Source organism: Aromatoleum sp. (genome assembly GCF_036675785.1).
GTDB lineage: Bacteria > Pseudomonadota > Gammaproteobacteria > Burkholderiales > Rhodocyclaceae > Aromatoleum.
In genome coordinates, this window is record NZ_JAKFEF010000062.1 from 53,437 (window position 1) to 72,784 (window position 19,348).

17 protein-coding genes are annotated in these 19,348 nt (G+C 69.0%); 1 reads left to right on the plus strand and 16 read right to left on the minus strand.

All coding sequences use genetic code 11. The annotated features are described in order from the left end of the window. Nucleotides 1–11: 11 nt before the first annotated feature. From V6M37_RS13030 to V6M37_RS13080, 11 genes are all read right to left on the minus strand, one after another. Nucleotides 12–812, minus strand: coding sequence for a ferredoxin reductase (locus V6M37_RS13030; RefSeq protein ID WP_332673936.1), 801 nt, complete (start codon nt 810–812; stop codon nt 12–14). 162 nt (nt 813–974) lie between these two features. Next, entirely contained in the window at nt 975–2,093 is a 1,119-nt protein-coding gene (locus tag V6M37_RS13035) for an aminomethyltransferase family protein (RefSeq protein ID WP_332673937.1), read from the minus strand. A gap of 455 nt (nt 2,094–2,548) precedes the next feature. Continuing rightward, on the minus strand, nt 2,549–3,586 hold the full coding sequence (gene fba / locus V6M37_RS13040) for a class II fructose-bisphosphate aldolase (RefSeq protein ID WP_332673940.1): 1,038 nt from the start codon (nt 3,584–3,586) through the stop codon (nt 2,549–2,551). Nucleotides 3,587–3,634: 48 nt separating this feature from the next. Further along, nucleotides 3,635–4,879 carry a phosphoglycerate kinase gene (locus V6M37_RS13045; RefSeq protein WP_332673941.1) on the minus strand — a complete coding sequence of 415 codons (1,245 nt, stop codon included), beginning with the start codon at nt 4,877–4,879 and terminating at the stop codon, nt 3,635–3,637. A 1-nt stretch (nt 4,880) separates the two neighbouring features. Next, complete coding sequence (gene gap / locus V6M37_RS13050) at nt 4,881–5,891, minus strand: type I glyceraldehyde-3-phosphate dehydrogenase (RefSeq protein WP_332673943.1); 1,011 nt, start codon at nt 5,889–5,891, stop codon at nt 4,881–4,883. Nucleotides 5,892–6,091: 200 nt separating this feature from the next. After that, nucleotides 6,092–8,146, minus strand: a complete 2,055-nt coding sequence (tkt, locus tag V6M37_RS13055) for a transketolase (RefSeq protein ID WP_332674021.1) — start codon at nt 8,144–8,146, stop codon at nt 6,092–6,094. 25 nt (nt 8,147–8,171) lie between these two features. Further along, on the minus strand, nt 8,172–9,047 hold the full coding sequence (locus V6M37_RS13060) for a phosphoribulokinase (protein ID WP_332673946.1): 876 nt from the start codon (nt 9,045–9,047) through the stop codon (nt 8,172–8,174). A 25-nt stretch (nt 9,048–9,072) separates the two neighbouring features. Beyond that, on the minus strand, nt 9,073–10,152 hold the full coding sequence (locus tag V6M37_RS13065) for a class 1 fructose-bisphosphatase (RefSeq protein WP_332673948.1): 1,080 nt from the start codon (nt 10,150–10,152) through the stop codon (nt 9,073–9,075). A gap of 190 nt (nt 10,153–10,342) precedes the next feature. After that, nucleotides 10,343–11,260 carry a CbbX protein gene (gene cbbX / locus V6M37_RS13070; RefSeq protein WP_332673950.1) on the minus strand — a complete coding sequence of 306 codons (918 nt, stop codon included), beginning with the start codon at nt 11,258–11,260 and terminating at the stop codon, nt 10,343–10,345. Between the two features lie 66 nt (nt 11,261–11,326). Next, nucleotides 11,327–11,752, minus strand: a complete 426-nt coding sequence (locus V6M37_RS13075) for a ribulose bisphosphate carboxylase small subunit (protein WP_332673952.1) — start codon at nt 11,750–11,752, stop codon at nt 11,327–11,329. A gap of 30 nt (nt 11,753–11,782) precedes the next feature. Next, nucleotides 11,783–13,249 (minus strand): form I ribulose bisphosphate carboxylase large subunit, encoded by a 1,467-nt coding sequence (locus V6M37_RS13080; protein ID WP_332673955.1) that lies wholly within the window; start codon nt 13,247–13,249, stop codon nt 11,783–11,785. Between the two features lie 110 nt (nt 13,250–13,359). Between V6M37_RS13080 and V6M37_RS13085 the strand changes: the two genes are divergently transcribed. Next, nucleotides 13,360–14,280 carry a LysR family transcriptional regulator gene (locus tag V6M37_RS13085; protein ID WP_332673956.1) on the plus strand — a complete coding sequence of 307 codons (921 nt, stop codon included), beginning with the start codon at nt 13,360–13,362 and terminating at the stop codon, nt 14,278–14,280. Nucleotides 14,281–14,347: 67 nt separating this feature from the next. Here V6M37_RS13085 and folE read toward each other — a convergent pair whose 3' ends face one another. The 5 genes from folE to fae form a co-directional block, all read right to left on the minus strand. Further along, the gene (gene folE / locus V6M37_RS13090; RefSeq protein WP_332673958.1) at nt 14,348–15,085 is read right to left on the minus strand and encodes a GTP cyclohydrolase I FolE; all 738 of its coding nucleotides are present in this window, start codon (nt 15,083–15,085) and stop codon (nt 14,348–14,350) included. Then, complete coding sequence (locus V6M37_RS13095; RefSeq protein WP_332673960.1) at nt 15,078–16,367, minus strand: alanine racemase; 1,290 nt, start codon at nt 16,365–16,367, stop codon at nt 15,078–15,080. The genes folE and V6M37_RS13095 overlap by 8 nt, the downstream gene beginning before the upstream one ends. 147 nt (nt 16,368–16,514) lie before the next feature. Beyond that, nucleotides 16,515–17,192, minus strand: a complete 678-nt coding sequence (locus tag V6M37_RS13100) for an HAD family hydrolase (protein WP_332673963.1) — start codon at nt 17,190–17,192, stop codon at nt 16,515–16,517. Continuing rightward, entirely contained in the window at nt 17,189–18,532 is a 1,344-nt protein-coding gene (pabB, locus tag V6M37_RS13105; RefSeq protein WP_332673965.1) for an aminodeoxychorismate synthase component I, read from the minus strand. Before pabB ends, V6M37_RS13100 begins: the two co-directional genes overlap by 4 nt. 233 nt (nt 18,533–18,765) lie before the next feature. Continuing rightward, the gene (fae, locus tag V6M37_RS13110) at nt 18,766–19,299 is read right to left on the minus strand and encodes a formaldehyde-activating enzyme (RefSeq protein ID WP_332673968.1); all 534 of its coding nucleotides are present in this window, start codon (nt 19,297–19,299) and stop codon (nt 18,766–18,768) included. Between the last annotated feature and the right edge of the window lie 49 nt (nt 19,300–19,348).

Below are 19,348 nucleotides of genomic sequence, written 5' to 3' on the forward strand. Positions count from 1 at the left end.
CATCTCCCCTCCTAGACGGCCAGCTCGACGCGGTCGTCGCGCTGGAGGCGCGCAGTGCCGCCCTCGCCCGCCTCGAAGGGTTCGCTAGCGGTGGAACCGCTTTTCGTCGCACGGCCTTCGGGCGACACGCTGGCAGCGGGAGAGGCGAACTGTTCCGCATGCACCCTGCCGTCGTGCCAGCCGGCGGCGCGGGCGGCGGCGAAGGTCGCCGCCACCATCCGCTCGGGCCCGCAGACGTACACCTCGGCGCCCTGCGGCTGCGGGGCCAGCAGCGCATCGAAATCGATCGACTGCCCGTCGTCCGAGACATACACATGCAGGTCGTCGCCGATCATCTGCCGCAGCTCATCGACGAAGCCGGCGTGTTCGACGTTGCGCACCGCGTAATGCAGTTCGTGGGGAACCGCCATCGCGCGCAACTCGGCGAGATGCGCGAAGAACGGGGTGACGCCGACGCCGCCGGCGATCAGGACGTGCTTGCTGCGTGTGCGGATCAGCGGGAACAGATTGACCGGCGCCGAAATCCGCAGCACGGAACCGATTCCGACCTTTTCGTGCATGTAGTGCGACCCGCCCCACCCTTTCTCGCTGCGGCGCACCGCGATCCGGTAAGGCCCGCTCTCCCACGGCGAACCGATCAGCGAGTACGGGCTGCAATAGACCGAGTCGCCGTCCGTCATCTCGATGACGATATGACTACCGGCGCTGAAGGACGGCAGGGCTTCCCCGTCCGCGGCTTCGAGCGTGAAACGCTTGATCAGGGGAGTCACCTGCTCGATCTCGGTCACACGCACGTCGAGGGGATGGTCCATGCTCATGAGGCCTCCGGGGGGGTCGAATCGGGCGTTCCGCGATTTGCCGGCACGACGGCGCTTGCGGCGGCACTCGTCGGCAGGGGGCAGATTTGGCCGCGGCGGGCCATTGGCAATGCGTTCGCGCGCATAGTCCCGTCGCCGGCCTCCAGGCCGCACTCGTCAGGCCGCCCGCACGCGGGTGCGCAGGCGCTGCGGGTCGTAGAACGGCGTCCTGACGACCACGCCGGCATGCCTGCCCCGGCTGTCGTGGATCTCGACCCGCGTTCCGAGCGCCTTGTATTCGGGTTTCAGGTGCACCAATGCGAGGGACTGCATCAGGTAACGGCTGAAGGTCGCGCTCGTCACGACGCCGACCTCCTTGCCGTCGACCAGGATGCGGGCGCCTCCCTCGACGGCGACCTCGTCACGCACGGCGACACCGGCTTGGAAGACCCGCTCGTTTCCGCGCGCCGCGAGCAGCGCCGTCTTGCCGATGTAGTCGGCGGCCTTGTCCTCGTCGATCGCCCAGCCGAGATTGACCTCCCACGGCGTCGTGTCGCCTTCGGGCATGTCGAACGGAAAGAACAGCAGGCCGGCCTCGATGCGCGCGACGTCGAGCGAGTCCCACGAGCACGGAATCAGGCCCGCCGGTTTTCCGACCTCGAGAAGGCTGTCCCACAGCGCGACGGCGTCGGCGGCCGAGCACGCGAGCTCGAAGCCCTCCTCGCCCGAATAGCCGCCGCGCGACACCGTTACCTTCAGCCCGCACAGCGTCGTTTGGCGATGTTCGAAGTACGGCAGCGACGCCAGGTCGATGCCGATGTGCGGCGCGAGGATCGCCGCGGCGCGAGGACCCTGCAGCGACAGCATATGTACGTCGAAATCCTGCTCCCAGCTCACGTCGCGGCCGGCGCAAAGCGCCGCCAACTGCTCCTGCGTCGCGCCGCTGCCGTGCGACAGGCGGAACTCGTTTTCGCCGTCGCGAATGACCATCAGATCGTCGCTGATCGCCCCGCGCTCATTGACGACGGCGGCGAGCCGGGCTGAACCCGGACGCAGGCGCCGGACATCGATCGGAACCAGGCGGTCGATGACGGCCTCGGCGTCCCGGCCGCTGACGCGCACGATATTCAACGCGCTGATGTCGTAGAGGCCCGCCGCGGTGCGCACGGCGACCACCTCGTCGTGCGGGTCGCGACCGTAGCGCCAGGGAATCGGCATTCCGTTCCAGGTGTCGCCATCGAGTTTGGAGCCAAGTTCGCGGTGCCGTACGTTCAGGACCGACTGTCGGGATGTCATCGAAAAATCTCCATGTCCGTCGTTGTTCTGGGGCCAAGTATCGGTAGATCGACAAAGCGCCGAAATTTCCCGTTGGCACTACCCCGCGGGTAGTAGCGGCCGCTACCGCGGCAGGCCAAGAGGACTGCCACCGGGGGCGTGCGACCGCATGACTGACGAGTCATTACCCAACTCGCATTCCTGTCTGTAATACGAAAGTGTCCGGGTGTCGGGCCGGGTGTCGGGCCGGGGTGCCAACGTGCCGGGGGCCGCGGGGCCGCGGGGCTGGGTCGGGCGCGGGCGCCGCGGTGTCGGACCGGGGTGTCAGGCCGGGGTACAGGGCGGGCGCATCGGCGGGGGTACGGCGTCGGGGAATGGTCCGCGCGTGACGCCGGTGATGGACACAAAAAGGCCGCCTCGCGGGCGGCCTCGTCGCATCCCGGGCGCCCGCGATCGGGCGCGCCCGCTCGTTCGTTTCAGGAGTAACGCTTCACCATTGCGGCGAGCGGCAAGGGCGTGATGCGGCTCGCCTGCCCGGCCGTGCCGAAGGCTTCGAAACGGACGGTACAAATGCCTGCGGCGGCGTCCTTCGCGACCTTGAAGAACTTGCGCGGATCGAACTCGCCCGGCGCCTGCACCGCGAGGCGGCGGATCGCCCCGCTCATTGCGAGGCGCAGGTCGGTGTCGATATTGACCTTGCGCACGCCGTTGCGGATGCCTTCGACGATCGCCTCGAGCGGCACGCCGTAGGTCTCGCCGATCTCGCCGCCGAACTCGCGGATGATCGCGAGCCATTCCTGCGGCACGCTGGAGGACCCGTGCATCACGAGATGGGTATCGGGGATGCGGCGGTGAATCGCCGCGATACGATCGAGCGCGAGGATGTCGCCCGTCGGCGGCCGGGTGAACTTATAGGCACCATGGCTCGTGCCGATCGCGACCGCGAGCGCGTCGACGCCAGTCGCGGCGACGAAGTCGGCCGCCTCCGCCGGGTCGGTCAGCATCTGCGCGCGGTCGAGCGTGCCTTCGGCGCCGACGCCGTCCTCCTCGCCGGCCTGGCCGGTCTCGAGCGAGCCGAGACAGCCGAGCTCGCCTTCGACCGATACGCCGACCGCATGCGCGATCTCGACGACGCGGCGGGTGACGTCGACGTTGTACTTATAGCTTGCCGGCGTCTTCATGTCCTCATGCAAGGAGCCGTCCATCATCACGCTCGTGAAGCCGGAGCGGATCGACTGCGCGCACACTGCCGGGCTCGCACCGTGGTCCTGGTGCAGGCAGATCGGGATGTCCGGCCACTGCTCCACCGCGGCCTCCACCATCTTGCGGAGGAAGGCTTCGCCGGCATAGCCGCGCGCGCCGGCCGAAGCCTGCAGGATCACCGGGCTGTCGGTTCGTTCGGCCGCGGCCATGATGGCCTGGATCTGTTCCATGTTGTTGATGTTGAAAGCAGGCACGCCATACCCGTGTTCGGCGGCGTGGTCGAGAAGTTGGCGCAGCGCGATCATTGCCATTGCTGTCTCCTGGATGGGGTCGGGTTTTCGTGGAGCGTGGGGCCGGCGTCAGCCCGGCTCCGGCTCGTGTTCGTATTCACGCACCGGCACGACGCGGCGGCTGGAGAGCTGTTTGCGGATCTGCAGCGCCGCGACCGCCGGAAGTTCGCGCCCCTCTAGGAACTCGAGAAACGCTCCGCCCCCGGTCGAGATGTAGTCGATGCGCTCGCCGACGCGGAACGCCGCGATCGCCGCGAGCGTGTCGCCGCCACCGGCGATCGAGTACGCACGGCTCTCGGCGATCGCAGTCGCCAGCGCGCGCGTGCCGGCCGCGAACGGCGCGAGCTCGAACACGCCGACCGGTCCGTTCCAGACGATCGTGCCGGCGCGCGCGAGCTCGCCCGCGAGGCTCGCCTGCGCGCGCGGTCCGATGTCGAGGATCATCTCGTCGGCCTGCACCTCCCCTGCCCCACGCACCGTGACGCGCGCGTCGGCGGCGAATCGGTCCGCGACGACGACATCTTCCGGCAGCCACAGATGCGCGCCGCGCGCGGCGAGGCGGCGTTCGACCAGGCGGGCGGCGTCGAGCAGGTCCGGCTCGAACAGCGACTTCCCGACCCCATGACCGCGAGCGGCGAGAAAGGTGTTTGCGATGCCGCCGCCGACGACGAGGGCATCGACCTTGTCCGCGAGGCTCTGGAGGATCGTCAGTTTCGTCGACACTTTCGAGCCGCCGACGATCGCGATCAGCGGGCGGGCAGGCTGCGCCAGCGCGCGGCCGAGCGCGTCGAGCTCGGCCGCGAGCAGCGGCCCGGCGCAGGCGAGCGGCGCCGCCAGCGCGAGCGCATGCAGCGTGCATTCCCTGCGATGCGCGGTGCCGAAGGCCTCGTTCACATAGACGTCGATCCAGCTTGCGATGCGCGCCGCGAGCTCGGGCGCGTCGGCCTTCTCGCCGCGGTTGCCGCGGCAGTTCTCGAGCAGGACGAGTTCGCCGGAGCGAACGGCGAAACGCCCGTCGACCCAATCGGCGACGAGCGGCACCGGACGGCCGAGGAGTCGCGCGAGGCAGTCGGCGACGGGCGCGAGCGAGTCGGCGCGACCGAGCGCCCCTTCCGTCGGCCGTCCGAGATGCGACGTCACGACGACCGCGGCACCGGCGTCGAGGCAGCGGCGAATGCCGGGAAGCGTCGCGCGGATTCGGGTGTCGTCGGCGACCTGGCCGTCCTCGGTCAACGGGACGTTGAAGTCCGCGCGGATGAACACGCGACGGCCGGTTAGCGGCACGTCATCGAGACGCAGAAATCGATCGGACATGTCAGTCGGCCTCCATCATCGCGACGGCGGTATCGAGCATGCGGTTCGAAAACCCCCATTCGTTGTCGTACCACGCGGTCACCGTGACGAGCTCGTGATCGGCCCGGGTGAGGGTCGCGTCGAAGATGCTCGAGTGCGGGTTGTGGCGGAAATCGCACGACACCAGCGGCAGGTCGTTCACCGCGAGGACGCCCTTCAGCGCGCCGTGCGCGGCTTCGCAGACGAGGTCGTTCACCTCGTCCTTCGTCGTCGCGCGTGAGGCAATGAACGTGAAGTCCGTGAAGGAGACGTTGGGCGTCGGCACGCGGATCGCGTAGCCGTCGAGCCGGCCGGCGAGTTCGGGCAGCACGAGGCCGACCGCGGCGGCGGCCCCGGTCTTCGTCGGGATCATCGACTGCGTCGCGCTGCGCGCCCGGCGCGGGTCCTCGTGAAAGACGTCGAGCAGGACCTGGTCGTTGGTGTAGGAATGCACCGTCGTCATCTTCCCGCGCACGATGCCGAGCGGCCGGTGCAGCGCGGACACGATCGGCGCGAGGCAGTTCGTCGTGCAGCTCGCGTTCGACACGACGCGATGATCGCGACGCAGCGCGCGGTGATTGACGCCGTAGACGACGGTCGCGTCGACGTCCTCGCCGGGCGCGGAGATCAGCACCTTGCCGGCGCCCGCGTCCAGATGCGGCGCGGCGCCCTCCTTCGACCGGAAGCGGCCCGTGCATTCGAGCACGACGTCGACGCCGAGCTCACGCCACGGCAGCCGCGACGGGTCGCGCTCGGCCACGACGCGGATGCGGTCGTCGCCGACGACCCAGTCCGCGCCGTCGACCGCGATCGGATGCGGGAACGCGCCCTGCACGCTGTCGTAACGCGTCAGGTGCGCGTTGGCTTCGGCGCTGCCGCGCGGGGCGTTGACCGCGACGATGCGGACCGGGTGTCGCCGCCCGCCTTCGTAGTGGGCGCGCAGCACATTGCGCCCGATGCGGCCGTAGCCGTTGATTGCAACCCGGATAGTCACTGGAGTCTCCTCGATGGTGAAACGAATTCCTCAGTCAAGTGCCAACACGAGCCGGCGCGCGGCGCTGGGCGAATGAGCCGAAGGCGTTGTCGGCGGCATCGACCCGGCCGGCATCCGACATTCGGCGGAAGGCGCTTCGCTCTTCCGCCCTACGCCGATTGCGGGTCCGGCGGCGGCCTCGTTTTCCGCCCAACACCGATTTAGCCCCCGATCAGGCGCCGCGCCGCGTCGGCAACCCGCTCGGGCGTCAGCCCGAAAAGGGCCGCGAGTTCGCCGGCCGGGGCCGATTCGCCGAAGCGATCGATGCCGACGACGTCGCCGCGCGTGCAATCCGCGCCGCTGACGTATTTCCACCAGCCGTCCGAGCGCGCGGCTTCGACCGCGACGCGCGGAATCCCGGGCGGCAGGACGGCGGCCCGCCAACTCCTGTCCTGCGCATCGAAGCGACTCGTGCAGGGCATCGACACGACGCGCGCGCCGATCCCGTCGGCAGCCAGGCGCTCGCGCGCTGCCATCGCGAGCGGGACTTCGGAGCCGGTCGCGATCAGCACGACCGCGGGTCTGCCGGCCGCGCCGACCGCCGCGTCGGCGAGCACGTAGCCGCCACGCGCGATCGCCGCGAGCTGCTCGCCGCTGCGCGCCTGGTTCGGCAAGTTCTGGCGCGACAACGCGAGGAGGCTCGGCCCATCCCTGCGCTGCACGCCTGCATTCCACGCCGCCTGCGTCTCGGCCGCGTCGCACGGGCGCCAGACGTCGAGGTGCGGAATTAGGCGCAGCGACGGCAGGTGCTCGACCGGCTGGTGCGTCGGGCCGTCCTCGCCGAGGCCGATGGAGTCGTGCGTCATCACGTGAATCACCCGCTGCTTCATCAGCGCACTCATCCGGATGGCGTTGCGCGCGTAGTCCGAGAACACGAGGAAAGTGGCCCCGAACGGCAGGAATCCGCCATGCAGCGCGATGCCGTTGAGCGCGGCGGCCATGCCGAATTCACGCACGCCCCAGTTGATGTGGCGCCCCGGCGCGTCGGCACGGACTGCCCCGCAGCCCGGCCAGTCGGTCAGGTTGGAGTGCGTGAGGTCGGCCGAGCCGCCAAGCAGCTCCGGCAGCGCACGAGCGAGCCGCGCGATCGCCTGCTGGCTCGCCTTGCGCGTGGCGACCTCCGGACCTTCGCTCTGCACGCCTTGCAGCATGGCCTCCGCGAGCGCCGGAAAGTCGGCGGGCAGATCGCCTTCGACGCGCCGCGCGAACTCCGCTGCGACCTCCGGCCACTGCGCACGGTAGGCGGCGAGCCGCTCGCTCCATTTCGCACGCGATACAGCGCCCGCCGCACGCGCGTCGAACGCGGCGCGCACCTCGGCCGGAACTTCGAACGGCGGATGCGGCCAGTCGAGCGCGGCACGCGTGGCGGCGATCTCGTCCTTGCCGAGCGGCGCGCCATGCGCGGCCGCGGTACCCGCGCGCGCGGGACTGCCGCGACCGATCGTGGTGCGGCAGCAGATCAGGGTCGGGCCGGCGTCCTTGCCGATGTTCGCGAGCGCCTCGCGGATCCCGCCGTCGACCGCCTCGACGTCGTGGCCGTCGACGTGTTCGACGACGTTCCAGCCATACGCCCGAAAGCGCGCCGGCGTGTCGTCGCCGAACCAGCCGCCGACGTCGCCGTCGATCGAAATGCGGTTGTCGTCCCAGAAGGCGACCAGCTTCGACAGCCGCTGCACGCCGGCGAACGACGCCGCCTCGTGGCTCACGCCTTCCATCAGGCACCCGTCGCCGAGGAACACCCAGGTGCGGTGGTCGACGAGGTCGTGCCCCGGGCGATTGAATTCGCTCGCCAGCAGCTTCTCGGCGAGCGCCACGCCGACCGCGTTGGTGAGCCCCTGCCCGAGCGGCCCGGTCGTGGTCTCGACGCCCGGCGTGAGGCCGTGCTCCGGGTGGCCGGGCGTCTTCGCATGCAGCTGGCGGAAGCGCTTCAGCTCATCGATCGGCAGGTCGTAGCCGGTCAGATGCAGCAGCGCATAGAGCAGCATCGAGCCGTGACCGTTCGACAGCACGAAGCGGTCGCGGTCCGGCCACTGCGGGTCGGCGGGGTCGTGCCGCAGGTGGCGCGTCCATAACGCGACGGCGATCTCGGCCATGCCCAGCGGCATGCCGGGGTGACCGGAGTTCGCCTGTTCGACGGCGTCGATCGCGAGAAAGCGCAGCGCGTTCGCGCACTTCACGTCTAGCAGCGCGGACTCGAGGGTCCTGGTTTCGAGCATCGAGGTTTCAATCGGCTTGTTCATTTCAGAGCACCTTTTTGCGCCGTTCCATCAGGCGCCAGATGAAGGGAGTGAAGATCAGCTGCATCGCCAGTTCCATCTTTCCGCCGGGGACGACGATGGTGTTCGCGCGGCTCATGAAGCTGCCGTGGATCATGTTCTGCAGATACGGGAAGTCGATGCCCTTGGGATCGGCGAAACGGATCACGACCATGCTCTCGTCGGCCGTCGGCACCGCGCGCGCAATGAACGGGTTCGACGTATCCACCATCGGCACACGCTGGAAATTGACGTGCGTGCGCGCGAACTGCGGGACGATGTAATGCACGTAGTCGTGCATGCGGCGCAGGATCGTGTCGGTGACCGCCTCGGTCGAGTAGCCGCGCATGTTCTTGTCGCGGTGCAGCTTCTGGATCCATTCGAGGTTGATCACCGGCACGACGCCGATCAGGAGATCCGGGAATCGTGCAACGTCGACCTTGTCGGTGACGGTCGCGCCGTGCAGGCCCTCGTAGAACAGCAGGTCGCTGCCGGCGGGAATCTCTTCCCACGCGGTGAAGGTGCCGGCCGGCTGGCCGTAGGGTTCGGCCTCCTCGGCGCTGTGCAGGTACTTGCGCCGCAGGCCGCGGCCCGATTCGGCGTAGCTGCGGAACAGCTGTTCGAGCTCGGCGAAAAGGTTCGCTTCCGCGCCGAAGTGGCTGAAGTGGTTGTTCGGCACGCCTTCGAGCTCGGCGAGGCGCTTGCGCATTTCCAGGCGGTCGAAGGCGTGGAAGCTGTCGCCCTCCACGATCGCGGCGCTGACCTTCTCGCGCCGGAAGATCTCCTCGAAGGTGCGCTGGACGGTGCTGGTGCCGGCGCCGGACGAGCCGGTGATGGCGACGATGGGATGGCGTTCGGACATGGCGTCCCCCTGTGGCGATGAGAAATCAGTGCTGCCGGAACAGGCTGCGCGCGTGGAATAGCGGCAAGTCGCTGTCCTCGTCGCGCGGCGGGACCGGTTCGGCGTGATAACGCTCGATCCGCTCAACCTCGTCGCGCGACCCGAAAACGAAGCCGATGCGCTGATGCAGGCTCTCGGGGACGACATCGAGCACGCGCCGTTCGCCGGTCGACGCGCGGCCGCCCGCCTGTTCGACGATCATCCCGATCGGGTTGCACTCATAGAGCAGGCGCAGCCGGCCCGGTTTGGCCGGATCCTTGCGGTCGCGCGGGTACAGGAACACCCCGCCGCGCATCAGGATGCGGTGCGTCTCGGCGACCAGCGACGCGATCCAGCGCATGTTGAAGTCGGCGTCGCGCGGACCGCTGCGGCCCGCGAGGCACTCGTCGACGTAGCGGCGCACCGGCGGCTCCCAGAAGCGCGTGTTCGACGCGTTGATCGCGAACTCGCGCGTGGTCTCGGGAATCCGCAGCGCCGGGTGGGTCAGGAAGAAGTCGCCGAGCGCCGGGTCGAACGTGAAGCCGGCGACGCCGTCGCCGACCGTCAGCACGAGCATCGTCGAGGGCCCGTAGATCGCGTAGCCGGCGGCGACCTGGCGCGTGCCCGGCTGCAGGAAGTCCACGGCCCGCGCGTCTTCGCCCGGCGTCGGCGCGCGCAGGATCGAAAAGATCGAGCCGACCGACACGTTTACGTCGATGTTCGACGAACCGTCGAGCGGATCGAACACCAGCAGGTATTTGCCGCGCGTGCCCCCCGGGGGCAGCGCGATCGGCGCGTCGTTCTCTTCCGACACCATGCCCGCGAGCTCGCCGCCCCAGTGCGTCGCGCGCAGGAAGATGCGGTCGGCGAGCACGTCGAGCGTCTTCTGCGTCTCGCCCTGCACGTTCTCGGTGTCGAGCGAGCCGAGCACGCCGGCGAGCGCGCCCTGCGCGACGGCGCGCGAGATCGCCTTGCAGGCTTGCGCGACCTGCAGGATCAGCGCGTTGAATTCGCCGGTCGCCCCAGGGTGGCTGCGCCGTTGTGCGATCAGGTATTCGGTGAGCGTCGTGCGTTCAATGTCGAACATGGCTGCGGCTCCGCAGAGGTCAAAAATCGGTTCGGACGGCGTCGGCGTTCAACTCGCAGGGCAGAGCACAGAAGCGTTATCCGCTGATCTCCGGTCCGGATGCATTCGGCGCATCTCCGGGCCGCGCATCCGGCGCACTTCCGGCCGGACACAGGCGGATGGGACGGCTTCGGGGCTCACCCGCCCGGGGTCAGGGCGATGCCGGCAGAAAATGGCGGCTGCTGCGGACGTCGGCTTCGGTCAGGGTCGTGAGGGCAGCCGCGTCGACCGTCGCTCCGGATTCGAAGAGCCGCAGCGCCTGGCGCATGCGCATGCGGTCGAGCGCGTTGCGTACGCTGCGGGCGTTCGCAAAGTGCGGGCGGGCGCGGCGCAACGCGATGTATTCGTCGAACGCCCCGCGGCCCGCGGCATCGAGCCGGTAGTTCCACTGCCCCAGCATCGTCGCGGCGATTTCGCCGAGTTCGCCGTTCGAGTAGTCCGGGAAATCGATGTGGTGTGCGACGCGCGACTTCAGCCCCGGGTTCGATTCGAAAAAGCGCTCCATGCGGTCGGCGTAGCCCGCGAGGATCACGACCAGGTCGTCGCGCTGGTTCTCCATGACCTGCAGCAGGATCTCGATCGCCTCCTGGCCGTAGTCCTTTTCGTTCTCCGGGCGGAACAGGTAGTAGGCCTCGTCGATGAACAGCACCCCGCCCATCGCGCGCTTGAGCACGTCCTTCGTCTTCGGCGCGGTGTGGCCGATGAACTGCCCGACGAGGTCGTCGCGGGTGACCGCGACGACGTGGCCGCGGCGCACATAGCCGAGCCGCAGCAGGATCTCGGCCATGCGCATCGCGACGGTGGTCTTGCCGGTGCCCGGGTTGCCGGTGAAGCTCATGTGCAGCGACGGCGGCTCGGTCGCAAGCCCGATCTTGCGGCGCGCGCGATCGACGAGCAGCAACGCGGCGATCTCGCGGACGCGGCGCTTCACCGGCGACAGGCCCACCAGTTCGCGCTCGAGACTGTCGAGCACCTCGGCGACACCGGCGTCGCGGTACTCCGCGGCGAGGTCCACCGTCGCGACGGCGTTTTCCGGCAGGCCCGGAGCCTGCTGCTCGACAGCGTTCATCTTCGAATCCTCCTTCGCGACCAGTAGGTGCCGCCCGCACGCAACGGGCGGCGGACGGCGCGGACTTCAGCCGGGGTAGCGGACGCCCTCGGGGGCACGGGCGACGGCGTAGCTCTCGAGCGTGTACCGCACGACGCGACCTTCGCCTTCCTGACGGATCAACCGGAATCCGGGCTCGTCCGCCGGCCGATCGACGATGAACGACATGCGCACCGTCTCCCAGCCGTGCGTCGAATCGAACGCGTTGATGCGGATGTAGCAGCCGCGGTGCACCGCGCGGCATTCGGCCAGCTCGCCCATGACTCCGGCAGCGTCAGCGAGGTCGAACATCGGGTGGCCCCACATCGACCAGTAGGTGTTGCGCGGATGCGGATCGTCGGTGTACTCGATGCTGACCGCCCAGCCCTGGCGCAGGCAGTAGTCGATCTGCGCGGAAATCTGCGCGTCGGTGAGGTCGGGCAGGAAGGAAAAGGCGCCTTGGGTGATTCTCATGTTGGTCTCTCCTCGGTCGGGGTCGGGGGGTCAGGCGACGCTCGCCGTCGGCACGAAGTCCGACGTGTCGGTCGACGTGTATTCGAAGGTGACCTCGCCCCAGGTATCGAGCGCGGCGCGCAGCGGCGCGCACGAGCGGGCCGCGGTTTTCAGGATCTCGGGGCCTTCGGCGAGGATGTCGCGGCCTTCGTTGCGCGCGAGCACCATCGATTCGAGCGCGACCCGGTTCGCGGTGGCGCCGGCCTGGATGCCCATCGGGTGGCCGATCGTGCCGCCGCCGAACTGCAGCACGACGTCGTCGCCGAAGAGGTCGAGCAGCTGATGCATCTGTCCGGCATGGATGCCGCCGGACGCGACCGGCATCACGCGGCGGATGCTCGCCCAGTCCTGCTCGAAGAACAGGCCGCGCGGCAGATCGATCGCGTTCTTCATCTCGCGGCACACGTTGTAGTAGCCCTGCACCGTCATCGGGTCGCCTTCGAGCTTGCCGACCGCGGTGCCGGCGTGCAGGTGATCGACGCCGGCCAGCCGCAGCCACTTCGCGATCACGCGGAACGAAATGCCGTGGTTCTTCTGCCGGGTGTAGGTGCCGTGGCCGGCGCGGTGCATGTGCAGGATCATGTCGTTCGCACGGCACCAGTTGCTCATCGACTGGATCGCGGTCCAGCCGATGATCAGGTCGACCATGACGATCGTCGAACCGAGCGACTTGGCGAACTCGGCGCGGGCATACATCTCCTCCATCGTGCCGGCCGTGACGTTGAGGTAATGCCCCTTGACCTCGCCGGTGTCGGCCGCCGCGTGGCTGACGCCTTCCATGCAGTACAGGAAGCGGTCGCGCCAGTGCATGAACGGCTGCGAGTTGATGTTCTCGTCGTCCTTCGTGAAGTCCAGGCCGCCGCGGAGCGCCTCAAAGACGACACGGCCGTAGTTCTTGCCCGACAGGCCGAGCTTCGGCTTGATCGTCGCACCGAGCAGCGGGCGGCCGAAGCAGTTCAGGCGCTCGCGCTCGACGACGATGCCGGTCGGCGGGCCGCGGAAAGTCTTCACGTACGCGACCGGCAGGCGCATGTCTTCGAGGCGTGCGGCCTTGATCGGCTTGAAGCTGAACACGTTGCCGATGATCGACGCCGTGAGGTTCGTGATCGAGCCTTCCTCGAACAGGTCGAGTTCGTACGCGACGTGGCAGAAGTACTGGCCCGGCTGCCCAGGCACCGGATCGACGCGGTACGCCTTCGCGCGGTAGCGGTCGCACGCCGTCAGGCGGTCGGTCCACACGACCGTCCAGGTCGCGGTCGAGGATTCGCCGGCGACCGCCGCCGCCGCCTCGATCGGGTCGACGCCGTCCTGCGGGGTCACGCGGAACACCGCGAGCACGTCGGTCTCCTTCGGTTCGTAGTCGCCGTCCCAGTAACCCATCTGCGCATACTTCAACACGCCCGCGCGATAGCGCTTCTTCGGGTCGATGATCTTTTCCGCAGCTTCCGGTGCGCCCATGTCCTGTTCTCCTCTTCGGTCCGGATTCCGTTGTCCGTGGAATAGACATTAAGGATTTATCTGAATAAGCTCCAATCGAATCTATGACGATATTGAGATAAGGATTCGTGATGCGGCTTGCCCAACGCCTGACCCTCCGCCAGCTGCGCGCACTGGTCGCCGTCGCCGATTCGGGCAGCTTCACCGCGGCGGCCCACCTGCTGCACATCACGCAGCCCGCGGTGTCGATGCAGTTGAAGGAACTCGAGGAAATCGTCGGTGAAGTGCTCGTCGACGGCCGCCGGCAGATCCACCTCACGTCGGCCGGCGCGATCCTGGTGCGCCAGGCGCGGCTCGCCCTCGACGCGCTCGAATACGCCGAGCTGCAGCTGAAGGCGCAACGCGACGTGCCGGCCGGCACGATCGAGGTCGCGGCGATCACGACGTCCGAATATTTCGTGCCATACCTGCTCGCGGAATTCGGGCGCCGTTACCCCGACGTCAGCTTTCGCCTGACCGTGGGCAATCGCGAAGTCGTCCACAAGATGCTGCGCGAGCAACGCGCCGACATCGCGATCACCGGCGAGCCGCCGAGCGGCCTGCCGCTGCGTCGCATTCCGTTCGCGCCGCATCCGCTGTCCTTCGTCACGGCGCCCGATCATCCGCTGGCGGAGCGCGAACGGATCCCGCCGAGCGCACTCGCCGGCGAGCGCCTGCTGCTGCGCGAACAGGGCTCGGGCACGCGCGCGCACCTCGAACGCTTCCTGCGCGCGCACAGCGTCAAGGCCGTGCGTGCCGACGAGATGGGCAGCAACGAGACGCTCAAGCAGGCGGCGATGGCGGGCATGGGGATCGCGTTCCTTTCGCACCAGGCCTTCGCGATGGAACTCTCCGCCGGGCGACTGGTGCGGCTCAATGTGGTCGGCACGCCGGTCATGCGCGTGTGGAACGTGCTGGTGCATGAGGGCCGTCCGCCGACCCCCGCGCTCGTCGCGCTGCTCGATTATTTCCAGGAGGAAGGCGCCGAGCGGCTGCGGGCGCTGGCCGCCTGAGTCCGCGTCGCGTTCGCGCTCGAAAAGCATTTCGCGCGGCCCGCCCTGTGCTGCGACGGCGCGGCGCTCAGTCACCGCTCGACGTGTGCGAGCCGTTGCCGCCGACCAGCGCGAAAAACTCGCGTCGCGTGTTGGCATCGTCGCGGAACGCGCCGAGCATGCGGCTGGTGATCATCGCAACGCCAGGCTTGTGCACACCGCGCGTCGTCATGCATTGGTGGGTCGCTTCGATGACGACCGCGACGCCTTTCGGCTGCAGCACGTCCTGCAGCGTGTCCGCGATCTGCACCGTCAGCTTCTCCTGGATCTGCAGGCGTTTTGCGTAGGCGTCGACGAGCCGCGCGAGTTTCGAGATGCCGACGACGCGCCGACGCGGCAAGTATGCGACGTGAGCGCGACCGATGATGGGCACCATGTGATGTTCGCAGTAGCTCTCGACGCGCACGTCCCGCAGCACGATCATTTCGTCGTAGCCCTCGACCTCCTCGAAGGTGCGCGCGAGCAGCGCGGCCGGGTCGATCGCGTAGCCGGCGAAGAACTCCTCGAACGCGCGCGCGACCCGGGCGGGCGTGTCGCGCAGGCCTTCCCGTCCGGGATCGTCCCCCGCCCAGCGCAGCAGCGTTCGCACCGCCGCCTCGGCCTCCCTGCGCGTGGGGCGGTCCGCGGTGGCAGCAGACTTGCGTCGCGTCGCAGCCGGTTTCGCCCCTTTCGGCGTCCTGACTGTCCTGGGCGTCGGCAACTCGCGCGCCACGTCGTTAAAAGGGGTCGGCGCCCAGGCGTCGTCGGGGTTGCGCTCTTCAAGCATGTTCGGTCTCCTGCCGCCGGTGGGGGGACGTTTCGATGCGCGCGTCAGCCGGCTGACGCGCTGGCCATTCGACGAGCCGTTCGACCGCAGGGGGTTTGCCGAGAAAGGCCTGCGGGCTCGCGCTCGCGCCATAGGCGCCGGACTGGAACACGGCGACGAGGTCGCCCGGAACAGCCGCCGGCAGCGCGATGTCCTCCGCCCAGGTGTCGTGCGGCGCGCACAGCGGCCCGCACAGCGTCACCCGCTCGACCGCGCGCCCTTCGCCGCCGACGACCGTGAGCGGGAAGTGCAGGTGGCGCCGCCCTTCGAGCGCGCCGGTCGCATGCCAATGGTGATTCGCCCCGCCGTCGACGATTAGGAATACGCGGCCGCGGGATTCCTTGCGGTCGAGGACGCGGGTCAGGTACAGACCAGCCTCGGCGACGAGGTAGCGCCCGAGTTCGAGTGCGAGGCGCACGCCGGGCAGCCGTCGCACGGCGTCGGCCGCAAGCGCGCGCAGTGAGGCGCCCAGAGTCGCCAGCGCGAGCGGTTCGTCCCCCTCGAAGCACGGAACGCCGAAACCGCCGCCGAGGTTGAGCACGCGCACCGTCGCGGGTGCGAACGCTGCGAGCTCGCACGCGAGTTCCAGCGTCGCCTGCTGCGCCTTGGCGATCGCACGCGCATCGAGGCAGCCGGAGCCGGCGAAGACGTGGAAGCCTTCGAACGCCAGCGGCAATCGCCCGATCTCGGCGAGCACTTGCGGGGCCTGTTCGCTGTCGACGCCGAACCGCCGCGACCCGCCGCCCATCCGCGCATCAGCCGCGAGGGTGAACGGCGGATTGATCCGCAGCGCGACGCGCGGGCGAACGCCGCTTGCCGCGAAAGCCGCGAGGCGGCGTGCCTCGCCCGGCGACTCGACGACGACCAGCGCGTTCGCCGCGACTGCCGCCGCGAGTTCGGCATCCGATTTGCCAGGGCCGGCGAGACTGAGCGCATGACCCTCGGCGCCTGCCTGCAGCGCGACGGCGATTTCAGTCGCGGACGTGACGTCGCAGCCGTCGACGATCGGCACGACGCAGCCCACGACGGCGGGATCGGGGTTGGCCTTGACCGCGTACAGCAGCGCGAGACCGTCGGGAAGTTCGGCGCGCAGCGCGGCGACCCGCGCTTCGATGAGCGGCCGGGAATGAACGTAGAGCGGCGTGCCATCGCGTTGGGCGAGGCGCTCCAGCATCCGGCACCCCGGCGCCTCTGCGTCATCGAGCTGCCAGCGGCGCAGCGCCAAGTTAAGGACGGCGTTCATCGGGCGCGTCCCGGTGCCCGTGGCTTGCCGACTTCGTTCCTGAATGTCGCTGCGAGCCTCGCTCGCGCGCGGGCCTCTTCGCGCGCGGCGGACGGGGCGGGCCGGCCGTGTCGCTGCAGCACGTGACGCTGCCGTTGCCCCCTTGCATCAGCTCGCATCGTCGAGATCCTCGACGATCCGCCAGCCCCGGACTTGCGCCTCGTGGCGCAGCGCGGGGTCCGGGCGCACCGCGACGGCCTCGGCAACCCGGGTCAGCAGCGGCAGATCGCTGATCGAATCCGAGTAGAACGTCGTGTGCACAAACGCGTCCCACGCGAGTCCCTGCTCCGCAAGCCACGCTTCGACGCGGGCGATCTTCGTCACGCCATGACAGAGCTCGCCCGCGATCTCACCGGTAAATCGGTTGTCGCACACCTCGGCGCGGCTCGCGAGCAGGTGGTCGACGTCGAGCTCGCGGGCGAACGGCGCCGCGACGAAATCGTTCGTCGTCGTCACCAGCGCGCACTGCGCCCCTTTCGCGCGGTGCGATGCCACCAGCGCGCGGGCGCAGACGGGGATCTCGTCGGCGAGGCCGGCGGCGAAATCGTTCCGCAGCGCGTCGAGCTGCTCGCGCGGAAAGCGCGCGAGCGGTGTCATCGCGACGCGGTGCAGCGCCCGCACCGACAACGCACCGCGCAGGTACGCGCGACAGCCTTGCAGGTAATGCTCGGCCACGTCCGCTTCCAGCACGCCGCGCGCGATCAGGAAGCGCAGCCACGCCATCCCGCTGTCGTACGGGATGAGCGTCAGATCGAGATCGAAGAGGGCGAGACGGCGTCCGCTCACGAGCCGCCCGCCATCGTTGTTTCGGACATCCTTTCGTCATCGCGACGCCCCGGGAACGTGCGGGCGGGCGCCGCGCCCGGGCCCGGCTCGACCACGCCTTCGCTCGCGAGGCCGGTCAGGAAGCGCGCCTTCAACGCGCACTCCGCGAATTCCTCAGCCGCCGTGCTGTCGCTGACGATCCCTGCGCCGACGCCCATTCGCCCGCGCCGCAGGGTGCCGGCGGTGGCGCCGTCGAGCGTCAGCGTGCGGATCGCGACCGACAGGCAGAAGTCGCCGCATGCTGCCTTTGCGCGCTCGGGACGCGGCGCGTCGATCCAGCCGATGCAGCCCGTGTAGAGACCGCGCGGCGTGCTCTCGAGCTCGCCGATCAGCTGCATCGTGCGGCGCTTCGGCGCGCCGGTGATCGAGCCGCACGGGAAGAGCGCGCGCAGGATCGCCGGAAAGTCGACGTCGTCGGGGAGTTCCGCCTCGACGGTCGAGGTCATCTGGAACACCGTCGCATAGGGTTCGATCGAGAACAGCGCCGGCACGCGCACGCTTCCGACCGTCGCGATGCGGCCGAGGTCGTTCCGTAACAGATCCACGATCATCAGGTTTTCGGCGCGGTTCTTCTCGTCCTCCGCGAGCAGGCGCGCAAGCTCGCTGTCGCCTTCGACGACGGGCGAACGTCGCGACGTGCCCTTCATCGGCCGCGTGACGACGCGGCCGGCGTCGTGACGCAGGAAGAGCTCGGGCGAGCACGACAGCACGTGGCTCGGGCCGGGGCCGGGCGGCAGCGCGATGAACGCGCCGTACGCAACCGGCTGGCGCTCACGCAGTTGGCGGTACAGCGACACCGCAGAACCGAATACGTCGAAGTCGAGGCGGTAGGTGTAATTGACCTGGTAGGTCTCCCCTTCGCCGATCACATGATGGATGCGCGCGATCGCCGCATCGAACGCCGCGCGGTCGACGCTCGCGCGCGGCGCGAGGATAGCCGCAGGCGCGCGGTGCTCGCCGTCGTACGGGTAGCCCGCGCGGTCGTCTGCGTCCTGCGCGAGCAGCCAGTCTTCGACCTCGTCGGCCGCGAGCTGCGCGAGCCGCTCGAAGATCAGCACGCGCAACGCCCCGCCTTCGTCGGGCGCTCTCGTGGCGAGGCCATTGAGGCGCACGCCCCATTCATAGTCGGCGAGCACGACAGCATGGCGGCCGACCGCGAGATCGCGCTCGACCCCCCGCCAGACGGCGTCGAGCCGCTTGGGGTCGATGCAGCGGTGCTCGGCGACGAAGCCGGTGTAGAGCCGGCTCGTCGGGTGTGTCGCCGTGGCATTGCAGTCATCGAGCAGCGCAAAACAGGGCATTCGAATTCCTCCTGCGAGGGAATGATTCACCGCCGTGCGCCCTTCGCCTGACGAAGGGCGCTGCCAGGGACCTCTACGAACGCGGCCCGAACCGCCTCCGGCTGCCGCCGCGCCGGTGAATACCTCCGTTCGCCAGGATCTCTTCGGCAAAGCTCGGACGGGCTTGTGGAAGCACTGCCAGGGCCTCGACGCTCAGCCCGAACGGCAGTCGCCGGGCGGGCGAGCCGCTGGCGTCAGCTCCAGTCGTCCATGTCGTGGCGGATGCGGTGGCGGTTCGCGATCAGCTCATCGACGCTCGGCTCGTTCGCGAGCGCGCGACGGATCGCCAGCTTCGTCGCCTCGTAATTCGTGCGGTACATGTCCTTCTTGTCGAGCTCGGCGTGCGTGGCGCAGCGCGGGTCGATCCAGACGAGGCTGATGATGCACAGATCGTTCGCATGCTCTCTCGGGATGACGCCTTCGATCAGGCAGTCGACGACCGCGTCGGCGGTCGCGGACTGCACCACGCCGCCGAACAGCTCGATGTTCGCGCTGTCGCGCAACGTGACCTTCGGCACGAGGATCGTCGCCGGCCGGATCATCTGGTTGCAGGCGCGGATCGCGAACATTGCGGTGTGACCCTTGCTTTGCGCCATCATGTTCGCGAAGGCCTGTCCGACCGGGCCCTCGGTGCGACCGATCAGGATTTCGGGCATCGCGTCGGTGTATTGCCCTTCGGCGGCGAACACCGTCGCTTCGCCAGCGTGAAAAACGTAGTCGCTGTTCATGGGAATGCTCCTTTCAGGATTCGATGGAGTGAACCGTGCGGCAGGCCGC